A 16,327-nucleotide genomic window follows, 5' to 3' on the forward strand; every position below is an offset into this window, starting at 1 on the left:
GAGGATTAACGACATGGGTAAGATCACCGGTTTCATGGAATTCCAGCGCCAGGAAGAAAGCTACCTGGCACCAGAGGCTCGCCTCAAGAACTACAAAGAATTCGTCATCCACCTGACCAACGACCAGGCCAAGATCCAGGGCGCGCGCTGCATGGACTGCGGCATCCCGTTCTGTAACTCGGGCTGCCCGGTCAACAACATCATCCCGGACTGGAATGACCTGGTGTATCGCGGCCACTACCGCGAAGCACTGAACGTACTGCACTCGACCAACAACTTCCCCGAGTTCACCGGCCGCATTTGCCCGGCGCCGTGCGAAAGTGCCTGTACTTTGGGCATCCACGAACTGCCGGTCGGCATCAAGTCGATCGAGCACAAGATCATCGACGAAGGCTGGGAGCACGGCTGGGTCGTGCCGCAGCCTGCCGAAGTCAAGACCGGCAAGAAAGTTGCCGTGGTCGGCTCCGGCCCTGCAGGCCTGGCTGCCGCACAGCAGCTGGCCCGCGTTGGCCACGACGTGACCGTGTTCGAAAAGGCCGACCGCATCGGCGGCCTGCTGCGCTACGGCATCCCTGACTTCAAGATGGAGAAGCACCACATCGACCGCCGCGTCGAGCAGATGGAAGCGGAAGGCGTGAAGTTCCGCACCTCCGTCCTGATCGGCAAGGACTTCCCTGCTACCGTTGCCAACAGCGCCAAGGAAACCATCTTCCCGGAAGACCTGGAGAAGGATTTCGACGCCGTGGTGATGGCCGGCGGCGCGGAAGCCCCGCGCGACCTGCCGGTGCCAGGCCGCGAACTGAAAGGCGTCCACTTCGCGATGGACTTCCTGCCGCAGCAGAACAAGGTCAATGCGGGCGACAAGATCAAGGACCAGATCAAAGCCACCGGCAAACATGTGGTCGTGATCGGCGGCGGTGACACCGGCTCCGACTGCGTCGGCACCTCCAACCGCCACGGCGCCGCCAGCGTCACACAGTTCGAGCTGATGCCGATGCCGCCGGAGCAGGAGAACAAGCCGCTGGTATGGCCATACTGGCCGACCAAGCTGCGCACCTCCTCCTCGCACGAAGAAGGCTGCGAGCGTGACTGGGCCGTCGCCACCAAGCGCTTCGAAGGCAAGAACGGCAAGGTCGAAAAGCTGATCGCCTGCCGCGTCGAATGGAAAGACGGCAAGATGACTGAAGTGCCGAATTCCGAGTTCGAAGTGAAGGCCGACCTGGTGCTGCTGGCCATGGGCTTCGTCTCGCCGGTGGCGCAGGTGCTGGACGCGTTCGGTGTCGACAAGGACGCACGCGGCAACGCCCGCGCCGCGACCGAAGGCGACAACAGCTACAAGACCAGCAAGCCAGGCGTATTCGCAGCGGGCGACATGCGCCGCGGCCAATCGCTGGTGGTGTGGGCTATCCGCGAAGGACGCCAGTGCGCTCGCGCTGTCGACGAATACCTGATGGGCAGTTCCGTCCTCCCGCGTTAATCCCGCCTCACGTCAAGCGCACAGCCCCGTGCGCTTGACGTCTTTTCCCATCAGCGTAAACTGTCTCCATGCATCCAATGCGAGGCAGGCCATGACGAGCGATCCAACACGCAAGCCCAACGGTGACACCGAAAGTCGCGTGGTTCGGTTAGAGACTTCGTCTCAGCATCACTCTGAAGTATTGCAGGATTTCAGGGACGAAACTCGCGCAAATTTTGATCGCGTCGTTGCAGAAATTCGAGGACTTCGGGTGGAGATGCGGGTCTTCAATGGCATGCTTTTTACGGTGGTGCTCGCAGTAGCGGCGCTTGCGGCCAAGGTCTATTAAAGCCGCAGTTCCCGCGATATCAATTGCGCCGCGCGCTCGGCTCGTCAAGCGCGGTCGAATTAATCAATACGTTTGATTTCCAGCTTTGGAGCGCGCCCGTCTGAAAGTTCAAGCACAAAGCGATAGTTCCCAGCTTCGCGGATATCGACGTCCAGGTTGCCCCCATACTCCTCCAGTTCAACCGCTTGACCTGGGACGATTGAGGACTTCCCCTGAAGTCCTCCAAAATCAATCGCCTTAAAATCCTCCGAACCAAGCTTGAACGAGTAGTGGCGCTTATCGAGCTTGAGAGTCACTGCAAAACGGTTTGCGTCTTCCTTGCGCATTTGATTTTCCACACCCCAGTCATTCATTTCCCCGCGCAGGTAAAGCGGTACCGCCGCAAAATCCGGACCTTTGTCGACCTCACGGCGCATCACGACGCGGTTACCATCCTGGAGCAGCGCCAGTGCGTCGGCATAACCCTCGGCGCTGCGTAAAACATCAAGCTGCGCATCCACTTTCCTGGCGAAGAAGCGATTCTCGCCTTCCGCAAAAAAAGGAATCCATTCATCAGCGCCACGGCGGGTATCCAGGCCCTTACCGACAACTTTTACCCGAAACTTGGTTCCATCAGGGAGCAGATACAGCCCCGCAATTTTATTCAGCTGGCCCGACCCGAGCGAGATCGCTTTTCGTTCAGCGGGCAGCACGATGCTGCGGCCAAGCGCCACCTGGAACAATGCACGCTCCAGTTGCCCAAGATCGGTGCGTTCCACGTTACTAAGCAAAATGACGCTAATACGCTCAGCCGGCCGGTAAGCGACTGCGGTGCTAAAGCCTTCGATGTTACCGCCGTGGCCGAATTGCTTGCCATCCGGTCCATCCTGCACAAACAAGCCGAGCGCATAGTGGTCGAGGAAGGGGCTCGTCATCGCTCGCAGCGAATCCGCTGAGAGGAGCTTGCCCTCGTAAAGTGCACGCTGCCAGCGTAGCAAGTCACTGGTGGTGGAGTACAGGCCGCCAGCAGCATACGGCACACTCATGTCGATGTAGCCGGCGTTGTCCAAACCGCGTTCTGTTTGCTGGTATCCCGAGGCGCGGCGAGGCACTAACTTGGTATTAGTATCGTAACCCGAATCGCGCATGCGCAAAGGATCGAAAACGTTCTTCTGCAAGAACTGCGCGTAGCTGTCGCCGCTGATTTTTTCAATCAGCATCCCCAATAGCACGTAGCCTGAGTTGCTGTAATCGAAGCGGGTGCCCGGTTCAAAATCCAATGCCAGATCCCGCACCGTTGCAAGTACCTGGCCAGGTGCAGCGGCTTGGCGTTCGACTGCCTCATACCCCGGTAAAGAGGTGAAGGATCGGATGCCGGAACTGTGTGTCAGGAGTTGCTGGATCGTGACCGGGCGCCAAGCTGCCGGCAAATTAGTCAGGTATTGGCCGATTGAATCAGACAGCTTCAAATGCCCCCTGTCTGCAAGCAGGAGCACCGAGGCTGCAGTGAATTGCTTAGTAATCGAACCGAGGCGGAAGCGGGTGTCAGGTCTATTCGGAATGCCCCATTCAACGTTGGCTTCCCGATAGGCGCGGCTTAATAGAACCTGGTTGCCCTTCGCTACTAGGACCGAGCCAGAGAACTTCTGCTCCTTCGCCAAGATGTCCGCCACCTTTTCTAGCCGCCCAACATCCTGGGCTAAAGAAGCGGCACAGCTCAAGGACAAGAAAAAGCCGGTCAGCCAAATGCCAGCGCGTCGAATTGAATATTGCACCTGATTGCCCCCATTTCGCATTTTGCGGGCATTCTAACGCAACTTGCAGAATTTATAACTTCGCTCTTTCAGGATGGTTAACGCGCCTCGAAGGAGCTAAATTCAGGTAATCAAGAAGTAGAGAAGGGGAACTGCCAGCTCGATGGACGACCAGGCGAGCGCGATCTTGTGCAAGCCCTGCGGGCGCAGCTTGTGACGGGTGAATTTGTATCCAAAGTATGCCGCCCCGATAGCGAAACTTGCGAGTGCGAGTCCGTACGCCAGTACAGACATGATTGCCAACCCTATCGCATCGCCACCACCTGCATGGCCGGCGGTCCTCGCTGCCATCACCTGCCAGAACAGGAGTATGAATGCCAGTAAAGGCAGGTTGCCGAGGATGACCACGCCAGCGATAAAACGCGGCATTTTCCCGGTCAGTGGGAGCATGGTCATGGGCGCAGTTCCTGCAAGATCAATAATGCTGCGCGTTCTGCCTCTGCTTCAGCGGAGTGCTGGTCGAGCAATTGGAGGTCGGCTGACACGCGCCGCTTGGGGACGATGTGGGTCAGGTGCATGGGATTGGCGGAAGGGGCGAAGATTGAGACGTAGGCGCCCCATTGCCCTGTCCCTTCCAGCCGTTCGCCAGTGAATTCGAGTTCATAACCATCAATGATCTTGGTTGGCATTTTTGTAGAACTCGGCTATTTGCGGAATGAAGCGTTGCGGGTGGGCGCCAGCCAGATTGGTCAGCACGACAATGGCCAGCTTTTGTTCAGGATAGACGATAAAGGCTGCACGCGCTCCGCCAATTCCCGCAACCTGCAGTTCCGGCGTGGTTTGCAATACCGGCCAACCGCCGCCCCATTCGCCGTCCTTGCCGTTATTGAGCTTCTCCGCCGTCCACATGCGCCGAATGCTGGCCTGGCTGATTAGTCGCCCTTTGGACAATGCGACCAGCCATTGTGCGACTTCATCGGCGGTAGTCTGGATGCCGCCACCGGCCCACAAACCGTGCGGGATTTCGTAAAACCAGTGCGACAGGCCACGCGTGGTGTGCGCATAGATTGTTGCAGCGTTGGATACCAGGTCGTAGCTGTCGCCAAAGGTCGCCCAATGCATGCCTGCGATGGCGAACTGGCGTTCCGCGATAAAGCGATCATAAGGCATCTTTCCTTGTTTGCTGATGATCTGCGCTAGCAAGGCGTAGTTGGTTTGGTTATAGGAGAACGCCTCGCCGGCAGGCGCATTTACAGCTTGTGCGCGGGCAGCTTGCCATGCTGCGGCTTCATTACCGCCGTTCGGCGCACCCTGTGGATCCACGATATCCGGTAGGCCCGAGGTATGAGCCAGCAGTTGGCGGACGCGTATGTCGCGCCAGGCCTGCGGCAAGTCCTCCAGGTATTGGGACAAGGGGGCATCGAGGTCGACCAGTCCGGCTTCAACGAGTTGCATCACCGCGACGCCAGTGAAGGCTTTGGTGGCGGAATTGAGTGGGAAGCGGATCCATCGCGAGGCGGGGACATTGTTCTCGATGTTGGCCAGGCCGTAGCTTTCTGAAAACACGACGTTGTCATTCTTGACGACCGCGATCTGGAGACCCGGAATGCGCTGGTCCTGCATGATTGTCTGGATTGACTGCCTGGCCAGCTGGTTCGCCTGATCGAATTCTCCAGGCAGGCGCGCTGGCACCAGCGTAATGCTGCGGGAGATGATTCGTAATGCTTTGTCGATTTCCAGCGGCTCGACAAATTTAGTGACAGTTGCCCTATCGTCTTCAGTCGCACCGTTCTTGAACGAGAGTTCGATCTGCACCAGGCCATGGGTGGTCATGGAATGGCTTTCCGTCACCCGCTCCAATTTCCGCAGGATGCGCTCTAGCGGTATGGTTACTTTTTCTTCGAGTTGTTTGGGGTCATTCTCGTTGATTGAATACTTAACCAACACGCGACGGGCGGCTGGCGGATTTTCGCTTGCAGCTGCGCTGACAAGCACGGTGAGTGTTGCGACGGTTAAGAGAAGCTTTCGCCACATACTAAGTCCTTTGGTATTTCAAACGTGGTGGTGCGGTTGTCCAGATGCAGGATGAGGTGCCATTGCTTGTCGCCCAGGTGCGGGCCTACGGCCTCGAACTCCAGCAGCTCCGTGCCGCGCGGGACAGTCCGGTCCAGCACTCGCTGCTGCCATACGGTTTCGAATTCAAGCTTGCGGTTGACGCGCCTTTCGCGTACTTGCCTGGCGTCGATCGCTACTTGCACGAGCGGTTGGCGGGAGGGCGACTGCAGTCCCTGATTGGGGTGGAAGAGTAGGCGGCCCCGCAGCGGTGCGGTGCTCGTGATTTCGAGTACCGGCTTGCCCGTCAAGCGCGGATGCCTCCAGCGTCGCCAGGTGAAGTAGATCATGGCGAGGCCCGCCAGGGGGAAAAGCAAGGGCGCCGTAGCCGGCGCTTGATGACCGCTAAGGAATTGCTCAATCGCGGGGTGGGCAATCGTCCAGCCAATGCTATTCACGTGCAGCGTCGCGAATAGCATCAGGCCGACGCCATTGCCTTTGGTCCGTATGAGGGCTGTTGTGCGTGGTTTCTGGTGTCCATCGCGCAGGACATAGATAACCCCGTACAGGGCACCCAGGCCAGCGCTGGGAAAGAGGACCGCGAAGAGGAGATGGAATGCCACCATCGCGGGCCGAATCGATTTGTCGTAGACGGACGATGCGGGATCAAGCGGGTCTAGCCACAGCGTGACGCTTTCGCCCTTGTCCATCGCGGCGCGCAGTTCGCTGGCGAGGCGGTGCTGAAAGTCGCCGATATTGTCGGAGAAGTTGCTGAAGCTGACGCGATTGCTTACGTAGCGGCGGTCCTGGTACTCATAGCTGAATTGCGCTTTGGCCTGGTACGTCGTGCTTTTCTTGCCGCGTGTGGAGTCAAGAAAGGCCGATTCGACTTGGGCCGGGACTGGCACGTACCTGCGCGCTGCAGTCCAGTTCCTTGCCTGCTCGTGCAGTTGGGCCAGGCCGCCGAAGATGCCGACGGCGGTCATGACGGCCCCAAACACGAGCAGCAGCAGCGTCGCCACAACCTTGCCGCCGATGGAACTGGCTCGTGCCATCCGATCAGAACTTGGCGGCGATGCTCATGCCAATGCTGCGCGGCGCCAGGCGGTAGCCTTGCACGATCGAGGCGACCTGCGGGTGCTGGATTACCTTGTCCTCGTCAAAGGCGTTCTTGATGAAGGCCGTCAGCTGGTAGCGGTCGAGCGTGATGCCGGCGCTGAAGTTGGCGGTGTGGTAGGCCGGGCGGTCGTAGTCGGTCTGCTCCGGATTGAGCGAGCCTTTGCTGGAGCCGACCCATTGGATGCCGCCCATCACGAACGCACTGCGGCCGCCGGCGGTGGAGAAGTTGTACTGTGCGGTCACGGTGCCGTTGTACTTCGGTACGCCTTGCACCTGCGCGCCGCGAACGGCGCCGACCACGCCGTTGGCGATGCCTTCGTCGTTGGACAGTTCGGCTTTCACATAGCCGCCGGCGGCGCTCAGGGTCAGGCCTGCCATCGGCTTGGCTTTGATGTCGAACTCGAAGCCCTTGCTGGTGGCGTTGCCGGCGTTGGCGTTGTAGGTATAGGCGCAGGTTGGCAGGTAGACGCCTTGCTGGATGTTCTTCCACTTTACGTAGAACACGTCGGCGTTGACGGCAACGCGGCCGCCCATGAAGCGCGATTTGCTGCCGACTTCATAGCTCCACAGACTGTCCGGCGCGTAGGTTGGCGGGCCTTCGGTGAGGCCGTTCTCTTCCAGGTCCGGGCCGCAGGTGGTGGGCGGCACGAAGACGTTGGAGCCACCGAGGCGGAAGCCTTTGGCGATGGAGCTGTAGATGGTGTGGTCGGGCGAGGCCTCCCAGGTCACGGCGTATTTCGGCGTGAAGGCATGCGCGGACAGGCTGGTGCTGCTGTTGTTGCCGGCCCCGGCAAGGTAGTTGCCGTTGCGCTGCGAGAGCGCGGACTTGGCCTTCAGGTAGCGCGCGCCGACAGTGGCGTGCAGCGTTGGCGAGAAGTAGTAATTGACCTCGCCGAAGATGGAGCTTTGCTTTTCGCGGTAGTGGAACTCGCCGGCGAAGGAGTTATCGTTCGGGAAGGCGCCAGGGTAGGCGTCCGGCAGCAATTCAGGATCGTCGATCGAGAAGCCGAACTTCTTGAAGGTTTCGGTCACGCCATGGATCGGGTCGTTCTCGTTCAGGTTGGTGTGCTGGTTGGAGAAGTAGAAGCCGCCCAGCCAGGTCCACGGCGAGCGCGCCGCGTCATACGGCTTGGACGCCAGGCGGAATTCCTGCGAAATCTGGCGCACGGCGTTGTTCAGGAAGACGGTCGAGGGCAGGCCGGCGATTGCTTCGATCAGTTCCGGTGGCGCCTTGCCGCCATCTTCGGTGGACGTCAGGAAGGTGGACAGCGAATAGCTGTTGTAAGCCGAGCCATTCTGCTGGCGGTCGAATTTGCGCTGGAAGTAGCTGGTGCTGGAGGTCAGGTCGGCGCCGCCCAGGTCCCAGTTGACCGCCAGGTTGGGCGTCAGCAGCTTGTCGATGGAAGGCTCGCGCACCTGCTTCTGCGCCTGGTAAGGCGGGCGGTCCAGGCTGAAGGCGGCAATATCCTTGGCGTCCACACGCTGGTAGTAAACGGACGGCGTCACCGTCAGGTCGCGCATCGGCGCCCACTTCAGCGCCACGCGCACTTCCTGGTCGTTAATCTTGTTGATATCTCCCGCCAGCACCTTGCCGTCGCCATCCACCTGGTCGATGAAGCCGCCCGCGCGCTGGGCCTGGGCGCCGATGCGCAGCGCCAGTTCGTTCGTCACCAGCGGGAAGTTGCCGACCACATTGGTCGAGAAGCTCGCGCTGCCGCCGCGATTCGACGCGGCTTCGGCAAAGGCGGAGATTTCGCGGTCCTTCAGGTCCGGCTCGTTCGGCACGAACTTGATGGTGCCGCCCATCGAGCTGGCGCCATACAGGGTGGCCTGCGGGCCGCGCAGCACTTCGACGCGGTCGATGTCGAAGAACTTCGGCTCCACCGTGCCCATGGTGTACAGGTTACCCACGGTCAGCGACACATCGCCTAAATAGATGCCAACGGTCGCCTGGCCGGCCGAGGAGCTGATGCCGCGGATTTCAATATTGGAAGTACCCGGCCCGGCACCGCCATTGCCGGTTGCGGCGGTAAAGGAAATATTCGGTACGGCCCGCGTCAGGTCGGTGAAATCATCCACCTGCTGCGACAGCAGGGAATTGCCGCTGATGGCGGAAATACTCATCGCCACCTTATTCGGGTCTTCCTTGCGCTTCTGCGCGGTAACGGTGACAACGTCAATCTTGTCGCTATCTGCAAAAGCCTGGGCCGAGATGGCTGCCAGGGAGCAAGCGAGGACTGTCCGACGAATTTTCATGCCTTTTTTCCTTGATATGAGCTCAAGTTATGAAAATATCATGAAATTGTTGCCTTGCAGCAGCCAACAGCAGTTTCAAAATGTAACTATCTGACTCGGCGGTTAGTAGTGTTGTATTATTGCTCTCTTTATCTCCGTCAACTGGGCGCCTGAGGGGCTCCAAGCAGAGATAACCGTTTCTGAATTACAATGTGGCCTTAAGAATAAAGAGCGACATCTGTGCCAAATCTCGTCGAAATCCGTGACTTACACTTCAGCTATGGAAAGCGGTCCATCCTGTCCGGCCTCCATATGGACTTCCCTCGCGGGAAGGTGGTGGCGGTCATGGGCGGTTCCGGTAGCGGTAAGACCACGGTCCTGCGCCTGATTGGCGGCCAACTGCGCCAGCAGAAGGGAACCATCTCGGTGGACGGTCAAATCGTTCACCAGTTAAAGACCCGCGAACTGTATATGCTGCGCCGCAAAATGGGCATGCTGTTCCAGCACGGCGCGCTGTTCACCGACCTGACCGTTTACGAAAACGTGGCGTTCCCGCTGCGCGAGCATACCGACCTGCCGGAAGAACTGATCCGCGACCTGGTGCTGATGAAGCTGCACGCCGTCGGCCTGCGCAACGCCGCCAAGCTGAAGCCGGGCGAGATTTCCGGCGGCATGGCGCGCCGTGTGGCGCTGGCACGTTCGATTGCGCTCGATCCCCAATTGATCATGTACGACGAGCCGTTCGCCGGCCTCGACCCGATCTCGATGGGCGTGACCGCTAACCTGATCCGCAACCTGAACGACGCCCTCGGCTCGACCACCATCCTGGTGTCGCACGACGTCAAGGAGTCGTTCCAGATTGCTGACTATGTGTATTTCCTGTCGCAGGGCAAGATTGTTGCCCACGGCACTCCAGCTGACATGATGGTTTCGACCGACCCTTACGTGAAGCAGTTCGTCCACGCGGAAGCGGATGGCCCTGTGCCCTTCCACTATCCGGGCAAGACCCTGGCGGAAGACCTGGGCCTGGGAGTACGCGCATGATGCGCCGTTTCCTGCTGAGCGTGGGTGGTGGCGCACGCGACTATGTTGAAAGCATCGGCTTTTCCGCACGGACTTTCTTTACTATGCTGGGACTTTCGCCCGGCTTACTGCGCCGTCCGCGCCTGCTGGTTGAGCAACTGCATGTCATCGGTAACTACTCGCTGCTGATCATCATCCTGTCCGGCCTGTTCGTCGGCATGGTGCTGGGCCTGCAGGGCTACTACACGCTGAATAAATATGGCGCTTCCGAGTCGCTGGGCTTGCTGGTGGCGCTGGGCCTGACCCGCGAACTGGGCCCGGTGATCACCGCGCTGCTGTTCGCTGGCCGTGCCGGTACTTCCCTGACGGCGGAAATCGGTCTGATGAAGGCGGGCGAGCAGTTGTCGGCCATGGAAATGATGGCTGTGAACCCGATCCAGCGCGTACTGGCGCCGCGTTTCTGGGCGGGCGTGATTTCTGTGCCGCTGCTGACTGCCATGTTCAGCGCGGTGGGTATTCTGGGCGGCTACCTGATCGGCGTGGGCCTGATCGGTGTCGACGAAGGCGCGTTCTGGTCGCAGATGCAAGGCGGCGTGGACGTGTGGAAAGACGTATTTAACGGTTTCGTGAAGAGTGTGGTGTTCGGTATCGCCATCACTTATATCGCGCTGTACCAGGGCTATGAAGCCCAGCCTACCCCGGAAGACGTTTCCGGTGCGACGACGCGTACTGTGGTCATCTCCTCGCTGATGATCTGGTGGCTCGACTTCATGCTGACGGCGCTGATGTTCAGCAAGTAATAAGGAATTAAGACATGCAACGTAAATCTCTGGATATCTGGGTCGGACTGTTTATCGTTATCGGTGCGGCTGCGCTGATGTTCCTGGCGCTCAAGGCCGGCAACCTGGGCTCGATCGCCTTCGGCAAGACCTACCAGGTGACCGCCCGCTTCGACAACATCGGTTCCCTGCGCCCGCAGGCGGCGGTGAAGGCTTCCGGCGTGGTGGTTGGCCGTGTCGCGTCGATCGGTTTTGACGATAAGGTGTATAAAGCGGTTGTTACGCTGGACATGGAAGAAGGCTTCAAGTTCCCGAAAGACAGCTCGGCCAAGATCCTGACCGCCGGCCTGCTGGGCGAGCAGTACATTGGCATTGAAGCCGGTGGCGACGAGAAGAACCTGGTCGCTGGCGACCGCATCGCCCGTACCCAGTCCGCAACCGTGCTGGAAGACCTGATCAACCAGTTTATCTATAGCAAGGCAGCAGAAGGAAAGGACTCCTCCCAATGAGCACATTCCGCAAACTGACCCTCGCAGTAGCTGTTACCGCCGCACTGAGCGGCTGCGCCACTTCGAACAATCCGCGCGATCCGTTCGAAGGCTATAACCGCGCCATGTTCACCTTCAACGACAAGGTTGACGAAGTGGCGCTGAAGCCGGCGGCAACCGTGTACAAGAACGTCACCCCGAGCTTCGTGCAGGTTGGCGTGAGCAACTTCTTCGGCAACCTGTCCGATGTCTGGACCGCTGCCAACAACCTGCTGCAAGGCAAGGTCGGCGACGGCATGTCGGACGTGATGCGCGTGGCCCTGAACTCGACCTTCGGCCTGCTGGGCGTGCTGGATATTGCATCCGAAGCAGGATTGCAAAAACATAATGAAGATTTCGGCCAAACCCTTGGCCTGTGGGGCGTACCTTCCGGCCCTTATGTAGTGCTGCCGGTACTGGGCCCATCGACCGTGCGTGATACCGCCGGCCTGCCGGTGGACATTGCCGGCGACCCATGGCGCCAAAAGCGTCCTGACCACGTCCGCAATGTCGGCACCGTAGTGCGCGTGGTAGACAAGCGCGCCTCGCTGCTGGACGCCTCCACCCTGCTGGAAGACGCCGCCCTCGACCGCTACGAATTCGTGCGCGATGGCTGGATGCAGCGCCGCAACAGCCAGGTCTACGATGGCGAAGACGGTCCAAAGGGCAAGGAAAAGAAGGCTGAACTAGAGGACGAGGCTCCTGTCGCACCTCAGGCTATAATTCCGGAACCGGCTGAGAAAACCACCAGCCTGTGACCCGGAATACAACCAACATAGGTAACGAACAATGAAACTGATCAAACAACTGATCGCGGTCGCCACCGTAGCTTTTGCTACCAGCGCGCTGGCCGCACCAGCCCCTGCAGCGAACGAAGCTCCTGACGCGCTGGTCAAGCGCATCAGCTCCGAAGTGCTGGAAACCGCCAAGTCCGACAAGGACATCCAGGCCGGCAACCAGAAGAAGGTGATGGACCTGGTGGAAACCAAGATCCTGCCTTACGTCGACTTCCAGCGTATGACTTCGCTGGCCGCCGGCCGTTACTGGCGCGAAGCCACCCCGGAGCAGCAAAAGCAGCTGTCGGCTGAATTCCGCACCCTGCTGATCTTCACCTACTCGGGCGCCCTGTCCCAGGTGAAAGACCAGACCGTCGATTTCAAGCCTATGCGTTCCTCCCCAGGCGACACTGAAGTGGAAGTGCGTTCCCAGGTGAACCAGGCCCGTGGCGAGCCAATCCAGCTGAACTACCGCGTCGCCAAGACCGATGCCGGCTGGAAGATCTATGACATCAACGTGCTGGGCGCGTGGCTGGTGGAAGCCTACAAGGGCACCTTCGCTTCGGAAATCTCGAAGGGCGGTATCGACGGCCTGATCAAGACCCTGGCGGCCAAGAACCAAAAGCTGGCTTCCAAGCCGCTGAAAACTGCAGGTAAGTAATGCCTGACACCACTGTTTCCAACCAACTGTCCCTGCAGTCGCTGACCGTGGCCAACGCCACGGAGGCGCTGGCGCAGGGCCTGGCTGCGCTGCGCGCCGGCCAGACCGTGTTCGACCTGGGCCAGGTGGAAACCGTGGACTCCGCTGCCGTGTCAGTCATGCTGGCATGGCAGCGCGCTGCCGTTCAAAGCGGCAGCAAGCTGGAACTGCGCAACCTGCCAGAACAGCTCAAGAGCTTGACCAAGCTCTACGGCGTGTGCACGCTCGTGTCGCCCGCCGACCTGCATCATCATTGACCCCCGCCCCACCCCCCCGCCGCTGTAGATTCACCTGGTTCGGCGAGCCCGAACCAAATTTCCAATATAATTGACCGTCTCCCGCGCCTGATGAGCGCGCGCCTTTGCAACGGTCATCGTTGTCCCAGTTATCTATACAAGTAAGCATGACAGCAATCGAAATCAGCAACGTCCAGAAGCGCTACAAGGCGCTGCAGGCGCTTGGCGGTGTGTCCCTGAAAATCGAAGAAGGCGAGTTCTTCGGCCTGCTCGGGCCGAACGGGGCGGGCAAGACCACACTCATCTCCATCATCGCAGGCCTGATCCGCGCCGATGCCGGCAGCGTCAAGATCCACGGCCACGATGTGGTGAGCGACTTCCGCGAAGCGCGCAAGAAGCTCGGCGTGGTGCCGCAGGAGCTGGTGTTCGATCCCTTCTTCACCGTGCGCGAAACGCTGCGCCTGCAGTCCGGCTACTTCGGCCTGTCCAACAACGACAAGTGGATCGACGAGGTGATGGAAGAACTGGGCCTGGCCAACAAGGCCGACACCAATATGCGCGCCCTGTCCGGCGGCATGAAGCGCCGCGTGCTGGTGGCGCAGGCGCTGGTGCACAAGCCGCCGGTCATCGTGCTGGACGAACCGACCGCCGGTGTGGACGTGGAACTGCGCCAGACGCTGTGGAAGTTCATCTCGCGCCTGAACCGCGAAGGCCACACCATCGTGCTGACCACGCACTACCTGGAAGAAGCGCAAGCCATGTGCAAGCGCGTCGCCATGCTCAAGCTGGGCAAGGTGGTCGCGCTGGACACCATGTCGCAGCTGATCCGCCGCGTCTCGGGCTCGCAGCTGGTGCTGCACCTGCCGCACAATCAACTGCCGGAAGACCTGGCAACGCTGCTGAACCATCCGCCGGAAGACAACAAGTACAGCCTGCGCATCAACGAGTACTCGGAAGTGGAGAAGATCCTGGCGCGCCTGCGCGAGAGCGGCATCGCCATCGACGAGATGCAGCTGCAACAGGCTGACCTCGAAGACATCTTCCTGCAAATCATGGACGAGAACATCGTATGATCACCACCGGCTTCCGCACCCTGGTCTACAAAGAGACCCTGCGCTTCTACAAGGTCGCGACCCAGACTATCGCCGCACCGATCCTGACCGCCATGCTGTACCTGCTGATCTTTGGCCATGTGCTGTCGGGCCATGTCGAGGTCTATCCTGGCGTGACTTACGTCTCCTTCCTGATCCCGGGCCTGGTGATGATGAGCGTGCTGCAAAACGCCTTCGCCAATTCGTCCTCGTCGCTGATCCAGTCCAAGATCACCGGCAACCTGGTGTTCGTGCTGCTGACGCCTTTGTCGCACTGGGAGATCTTCTCGGCCTACGTGCTGGCCTCGATCGTGCGCGGCATCACCGTGGGCTTCGGCGTGTTCGCGATTACCGCCTGGTTCGCGCACCTGAGCTTCACCGCGCCGCTGTGGATCCTGGTGTTCGCCTTGCTGGGTGCCGCGATCCTCGGCACCATGGGCCTGATCGCCGGCATCTGGGCCGAGAAGTTCGACCAGCTGGCCGCCTTCCAGAATTTCCTGATCGTGCCGCTGACCTTCCTGGCCGGCGTGTTCTATTCGATCAAATCGCTGCCGCCATTCTGGCTGGCCGTATCGCATGCGAACCCGTTCTTCTACATGATCGACGGCTTCCGCTACGGCTTCTTCGGGCAGTCCGACGTGAACCCATGGGCCAGCCTCGCCATCGTCTCCGCCTTCCTGGTGGTGCTGGCGCTGCTCGCCATCCGACTTCTGCGCAGCGGCTACCGCCTGCGCCACTGATTTATTGAGGAATCCAAAGTGACCACTACTCCAGAAGCAATCCACAGCTATATCGCTGCCGGCCTCGAATGCACCCACCTGCAAGTGGAAGGCGACGGCCAGCACTTCCAGGCCGTGATCGTGTCGCCTGCCTTCGCCGGCAAGCGCCTGATCCAGCGCCACCAGCTGGTGTATGCCGCGCTGGGCGACCGCATGCGCGAAGAGATCCACGCGCTGTCGATGAAAACCCTGACCCCAGAAGAATTCCAAGGATAAAAGACATGGACAAACTGCTCATCACCGGTGGCAAGCGCCTGGTCGGCGACATCAAGATTTCCGGCGCCAAGAACGCCGCCCTGCCTATCCTGTGCGCGGGCCTGCTGACCGCGGGCGACCTGGAACTGACCAATGTGCCGCTGCTGCACGACGTGGCCACCATGCTCAAGCTGCTGCGCCAGACCGGCCTGGCAGTGGAGCAGGACGGCGAGAAGGTCACGCTGAACGGCTCGAAGATCGACAAGTGCGAAGCGCCGTATGAGCTGGTGAAGACCATGCGCGCGTCGATCCTGGTACTGGGCCCGCTGCTGGCGCGCTTCGGCGAAGCCAAGGTCTCCCTGCCGGGCGGCTGCGCGATCGGTTCGCGTCCTGTGGACCAGCACATCAAAGGCCTGCGTGCGATGGGCGCCGAGATCACCATCGACGGCGGCTACATCTACGCCAAGTGCAAGAAGCTGAAGGGCGCCCGCATCGTGACCGACATGATCACCGTGACCGGCACCGAGAACCTGCTGATGGCCGCCACCCTGGCGGAAGGCGAAACCATCCTGGAAAACGCCGCGCGCGAGCCGGAAGTGACCGACCTGGCCAATATGCTGGTGGCCATGGGCGCCAAGATCGAAGGCATCGGCACCGACCGCCTGGTGATCCAGGGCGTGCCTGCGCTGCACGGCGCCAAGCACGATGTGATCTCCGACCGTATCGAAGCGGCGACCTTCCTGTGCGCAGTGGCGGCAGCCGGCGGCGACATCACCATCCGCAATACCCGCACCGACATCTTCGACGTGGCGCTGGACAAGCTGCGCGAGATGGGCGTGGAGCTGACCGTGGGCGACAACTGGATCCGCGCCAAGATGGACCAGCGTCCAAAGCCGGTTTCTTTCCGCACCACCGAATACCCGGGCTTCCCGACCGATATGCAGGCGCAGTTCATGGCGGTCAACCTGATCGCCAGCGGCAGCAGCAAGGTCACCGAAACCATCTTCGAAAACCGCTTCATGCACGTGCAGGAAATGAACCGTCTGGGTTCGAAGATTTCCATCGACGGCAACACCGCCTACATCGACGGCGTCGAGCAGCTGATCGGCGCGCCAGTGATGGCAACCGACCTGCGCGCATCGGCCTCGCTGGTGATCGCGGGCCTGGCGGCCAAAGGCGAAACCCTGGTGGACCGTATCTACCACCTGGACCGCGGCTATGACCGTATGGAAGTGAAGCTGTCCGCCGTTGGCGCCAATATCACACGCATTAAATAA

General features: G+C 60.2%; 18 protein-coding genes. 12 read left to right on the plus strand and 6 right to left on the minus strand.

Annotated features, from left to right (window positions below; all coding sequences use genetic code 11):
- The first annotated feature begins 13 nt into the window (after positions 1-13).
- The gene (locus AAHE99_RS16320; RefSeq protein WP_342118414.1) at positions 14-1,477 is read left to right on the plus strand and encodes a glutamate synthase subunit beta; all 1,464 of its coding nucleotides are present in this window, start codon (positions 14-16) and stop codon (positions 1,475-1,477) included.
- Positions 1,478-1,568: 91 nt separating this feature from the next.
- Positions 1,569-1,805, plus strand: a complete 237-nt coding sequence (locus tag AAHE99_RS16325; RefSeq protein WP_342118415.1) for a hypothetical protein — start codon at positions 1,569-1,571, stop codon at positions 1,803-1,805.
- A 59-nt stretch (positions 1,806-1,864) separates the two neighbouring features.
- Here AAHE99_RS16325 and AAHE99_RS16330 read toward each other — a convergent pair whose 3' ends face one another.
- The 6 genes from AAHE99_RS16330 to AAHE99_RS16355 all read right to left on the minus strand — a co-directional run bounded on the left by AAHE99_RS16330 (position 1,865) and on the right by AAHE99_RS16355 (position 8,965).
- Complete coding sequence (locus tag AAHE99_RS16330; RefSeq protein WP_342118416.1) at positions 1,865-3,580, minus strand: serine hydrolase; 1,716 nt, start codon at positions 3,578-3,580, stop codon at positions 1,865-1,867.
- Between the two features lie 81 nt (positions 3,581-3,661).
- The gene (locus AAHE99_RS16335) at positions 3,662-3,994 is read right to left on the minus strand and encodes a hypothetical protein (protein WP_342118417.1); all 333 of its coding nucleotides are present in this window, start codon (positions 3,992-3,994) and stop codon (positions 3,662-3,664) included.
- Entirely contained in the window at positions 3,991-4,227 is a 237-nt protein-coding gene (locus tag AAHE99_RS16340; protein ID WP_342118418.1) for a hypothetical protein, read from the minus strand. Before AAHE99_RS16340 ends, AAHE99_RS16335 begins: the two co-directional genes overlap by 4 nt.
- Positions 4,208-5,572 (minus strand): serine hydrolase domain-containing protein, encoded by a 1,365-nt coding sequence (locus AAHE99_RS16345; RefSeq protein WP_342118419.1) that lies wholly within the window; start codon positions 5,570-5,572, stop codon positions 4,208-4,210. The genes AAHE99_RS16340 and AAHE99_RS16345 overlap by 20 nt, the downstream gene beginning before the upstream one ends.
- Complete coding sequence (locus AAHE99_RS16350) at positions 5,551-6,645, minus strand: DUF3592 domain-containing protein (RefSeq protein ID WP_342118420.1); 1,095 nt, start codon at positions 6,643-6,645, stop codon at positions 5,551-5,553. Before AAHE99_RS16350 ends, AAHE99_RS16345 begins: the two co-directional genes overlap by 22 nt.
- Positions 6,646-6,649: 4 nt before the next feature.
- A complete protein-coding gene (locus AAHE99_RS16355) occupies positions 6,650-8,965 on the minus strand; it encodes a TonB-dependent receptor (protein WP_342118421.1) in 2,316 nt (771 codons plus the stop codon).
- Positions 8,966-9,184: 219 nt separating this feature from the next.
- Between AAHE99_RS16355 and AAHE99_RS16360 the strand changes: the two genes are divergently transcribed.
- The 10 genes from AAHE99_RS16360 (at position 9,185) to murA (ending at position 16,327) form a co-directional block, all read left to right on the plus strand.
- Entirely contained in the window at positions 9,185-9,988 is an 804-nt protein-coding gene (locus AAHE99_RS16360) for an ABC transporter ATP-binding protein (RefSeq protein WP_342118422.1), read from the plus strand.
- Positions 9,985-10,767 carry a lipid asymmetry maintenance ABC transporter permease subunit MlaE gene (gene mlaE / locus AAHE99_RS16365; RefSeq protein ID WP_161024049.1) on the plus strand — a complete coding sequence of 261 codons (783 nt, stop codon included), beginning with the start codon at positions 9,985-9,987 and terminating at the stop codon, positions 10,765-10,767. The genes AAHE99_RS16360 and mlaE overlap by 4 nt, the downstream gene beginning before the upstream one ends.
- A gap of 14 nt (positions 10,768-10,781) precedes the next feature.
- Positions 10,782-11,255, plus strand: coding sequence for an outer membrane lipid asymmetry maintenance protein MlaD (mlaD, locus tag AAHE99_RS16370; RefSeq protein ID WP_342118423.1), 474 nt, complete (start codon positions 10,782-10,784; stop codon positions 11,253-11,255).
- A complete protein-coding gene (locus tag AAHE99_RS16375; RefSeq protein ID WP_342118424.1) occupies positions 11,252-12,031 on the plus strand; it encodes an MlaA family lipoprotein in 780 nt (259 codons plus the stop codon). Before mlaD ends, AAHE99_RS16375 begins: the two co-directional genes overlap by 4 nt.
- 31 nt (positions 12,032-12,062) lie before the next feature.
- Positions 12,063-12,710 (plus strand): MlaC/ttg2D family ABC transporter substrate-binding protein, encoded by a 648-nt coding sequence (locus AAHE99_RS16380; RefSeq protein ID WP_342118425.1) that lies wholly within the window; start codon positions 12,063-12,065, stop codon positions 12,708-12,710.
- Entirely contained in the window at positions 12,710-13,006 is a 297-nt protein-coding gene (locus AAHE99_RS16385) for an STAS domain-containing protein (RefSeq protein ID WP_342118426.1), read from the plus strand. The genes AAHE99_RS16380 and AAHE99_RS16385 overlap by 1 nt, the downstream gene beginning before the upstream one ends.
- A 146-nt stretch (positions 13,007-13,152) precedes the next feature.
- Entirely contained in the window at positions 13,153-14,058 is a 906-nt protein-coding gene (locus AAHE99_RS16390) for an ABC transporter ATP-binding protein (RefSeq protein WP_342118427.1), read from the plus strand.
- Entirely contained in the window at positions 14,055-14,816 is a 762-nt protein-coding gene (locus AAHE99_RS16395; protein WP_342118428.1) for an ABC transporter permease, read from the plus strand. Before AAHE99_RS16390 ends, AAHE99_RS16395 begins: the two co-directional genes overlap by 4 nt.
- Positions 14,817-14,834: 18 nt before the next feature.
- A complete protein-coding gene (locus tag AAHE99_RS16400; protein WP_055938984.1) occupies positions 14,835-15,071 on the plus strand; it encodes a BolA family protein in 237 nt (78 codons plus the stop codon).
- A 5-nt stretch (positions 15,072-15,076) separates the two neighbouring features.
- On the plus strand, positions 15,077-16,327 hold the full coding sequence (gene murA, locus AAHE99_RS16405) for a UDP-N-acetylglucosamine 1-carboxyvinyltransferase (protein ID WP_342118429.1): 1,251 nt from the start codon (positions 15,077-15,079) through the stop codon (positions 16,325-16,327).

The organism is Pseudoduganella sp. OTU4001 (assembly GCF_038440195.1).
In the GTDB taxonomy this organism is placed as follows: domain Bacteria; phylum Pseudomonadota; class Gammaproteobacteria; order Burkholderiales; family Burkholderiaceae_D; genus Rugamonas.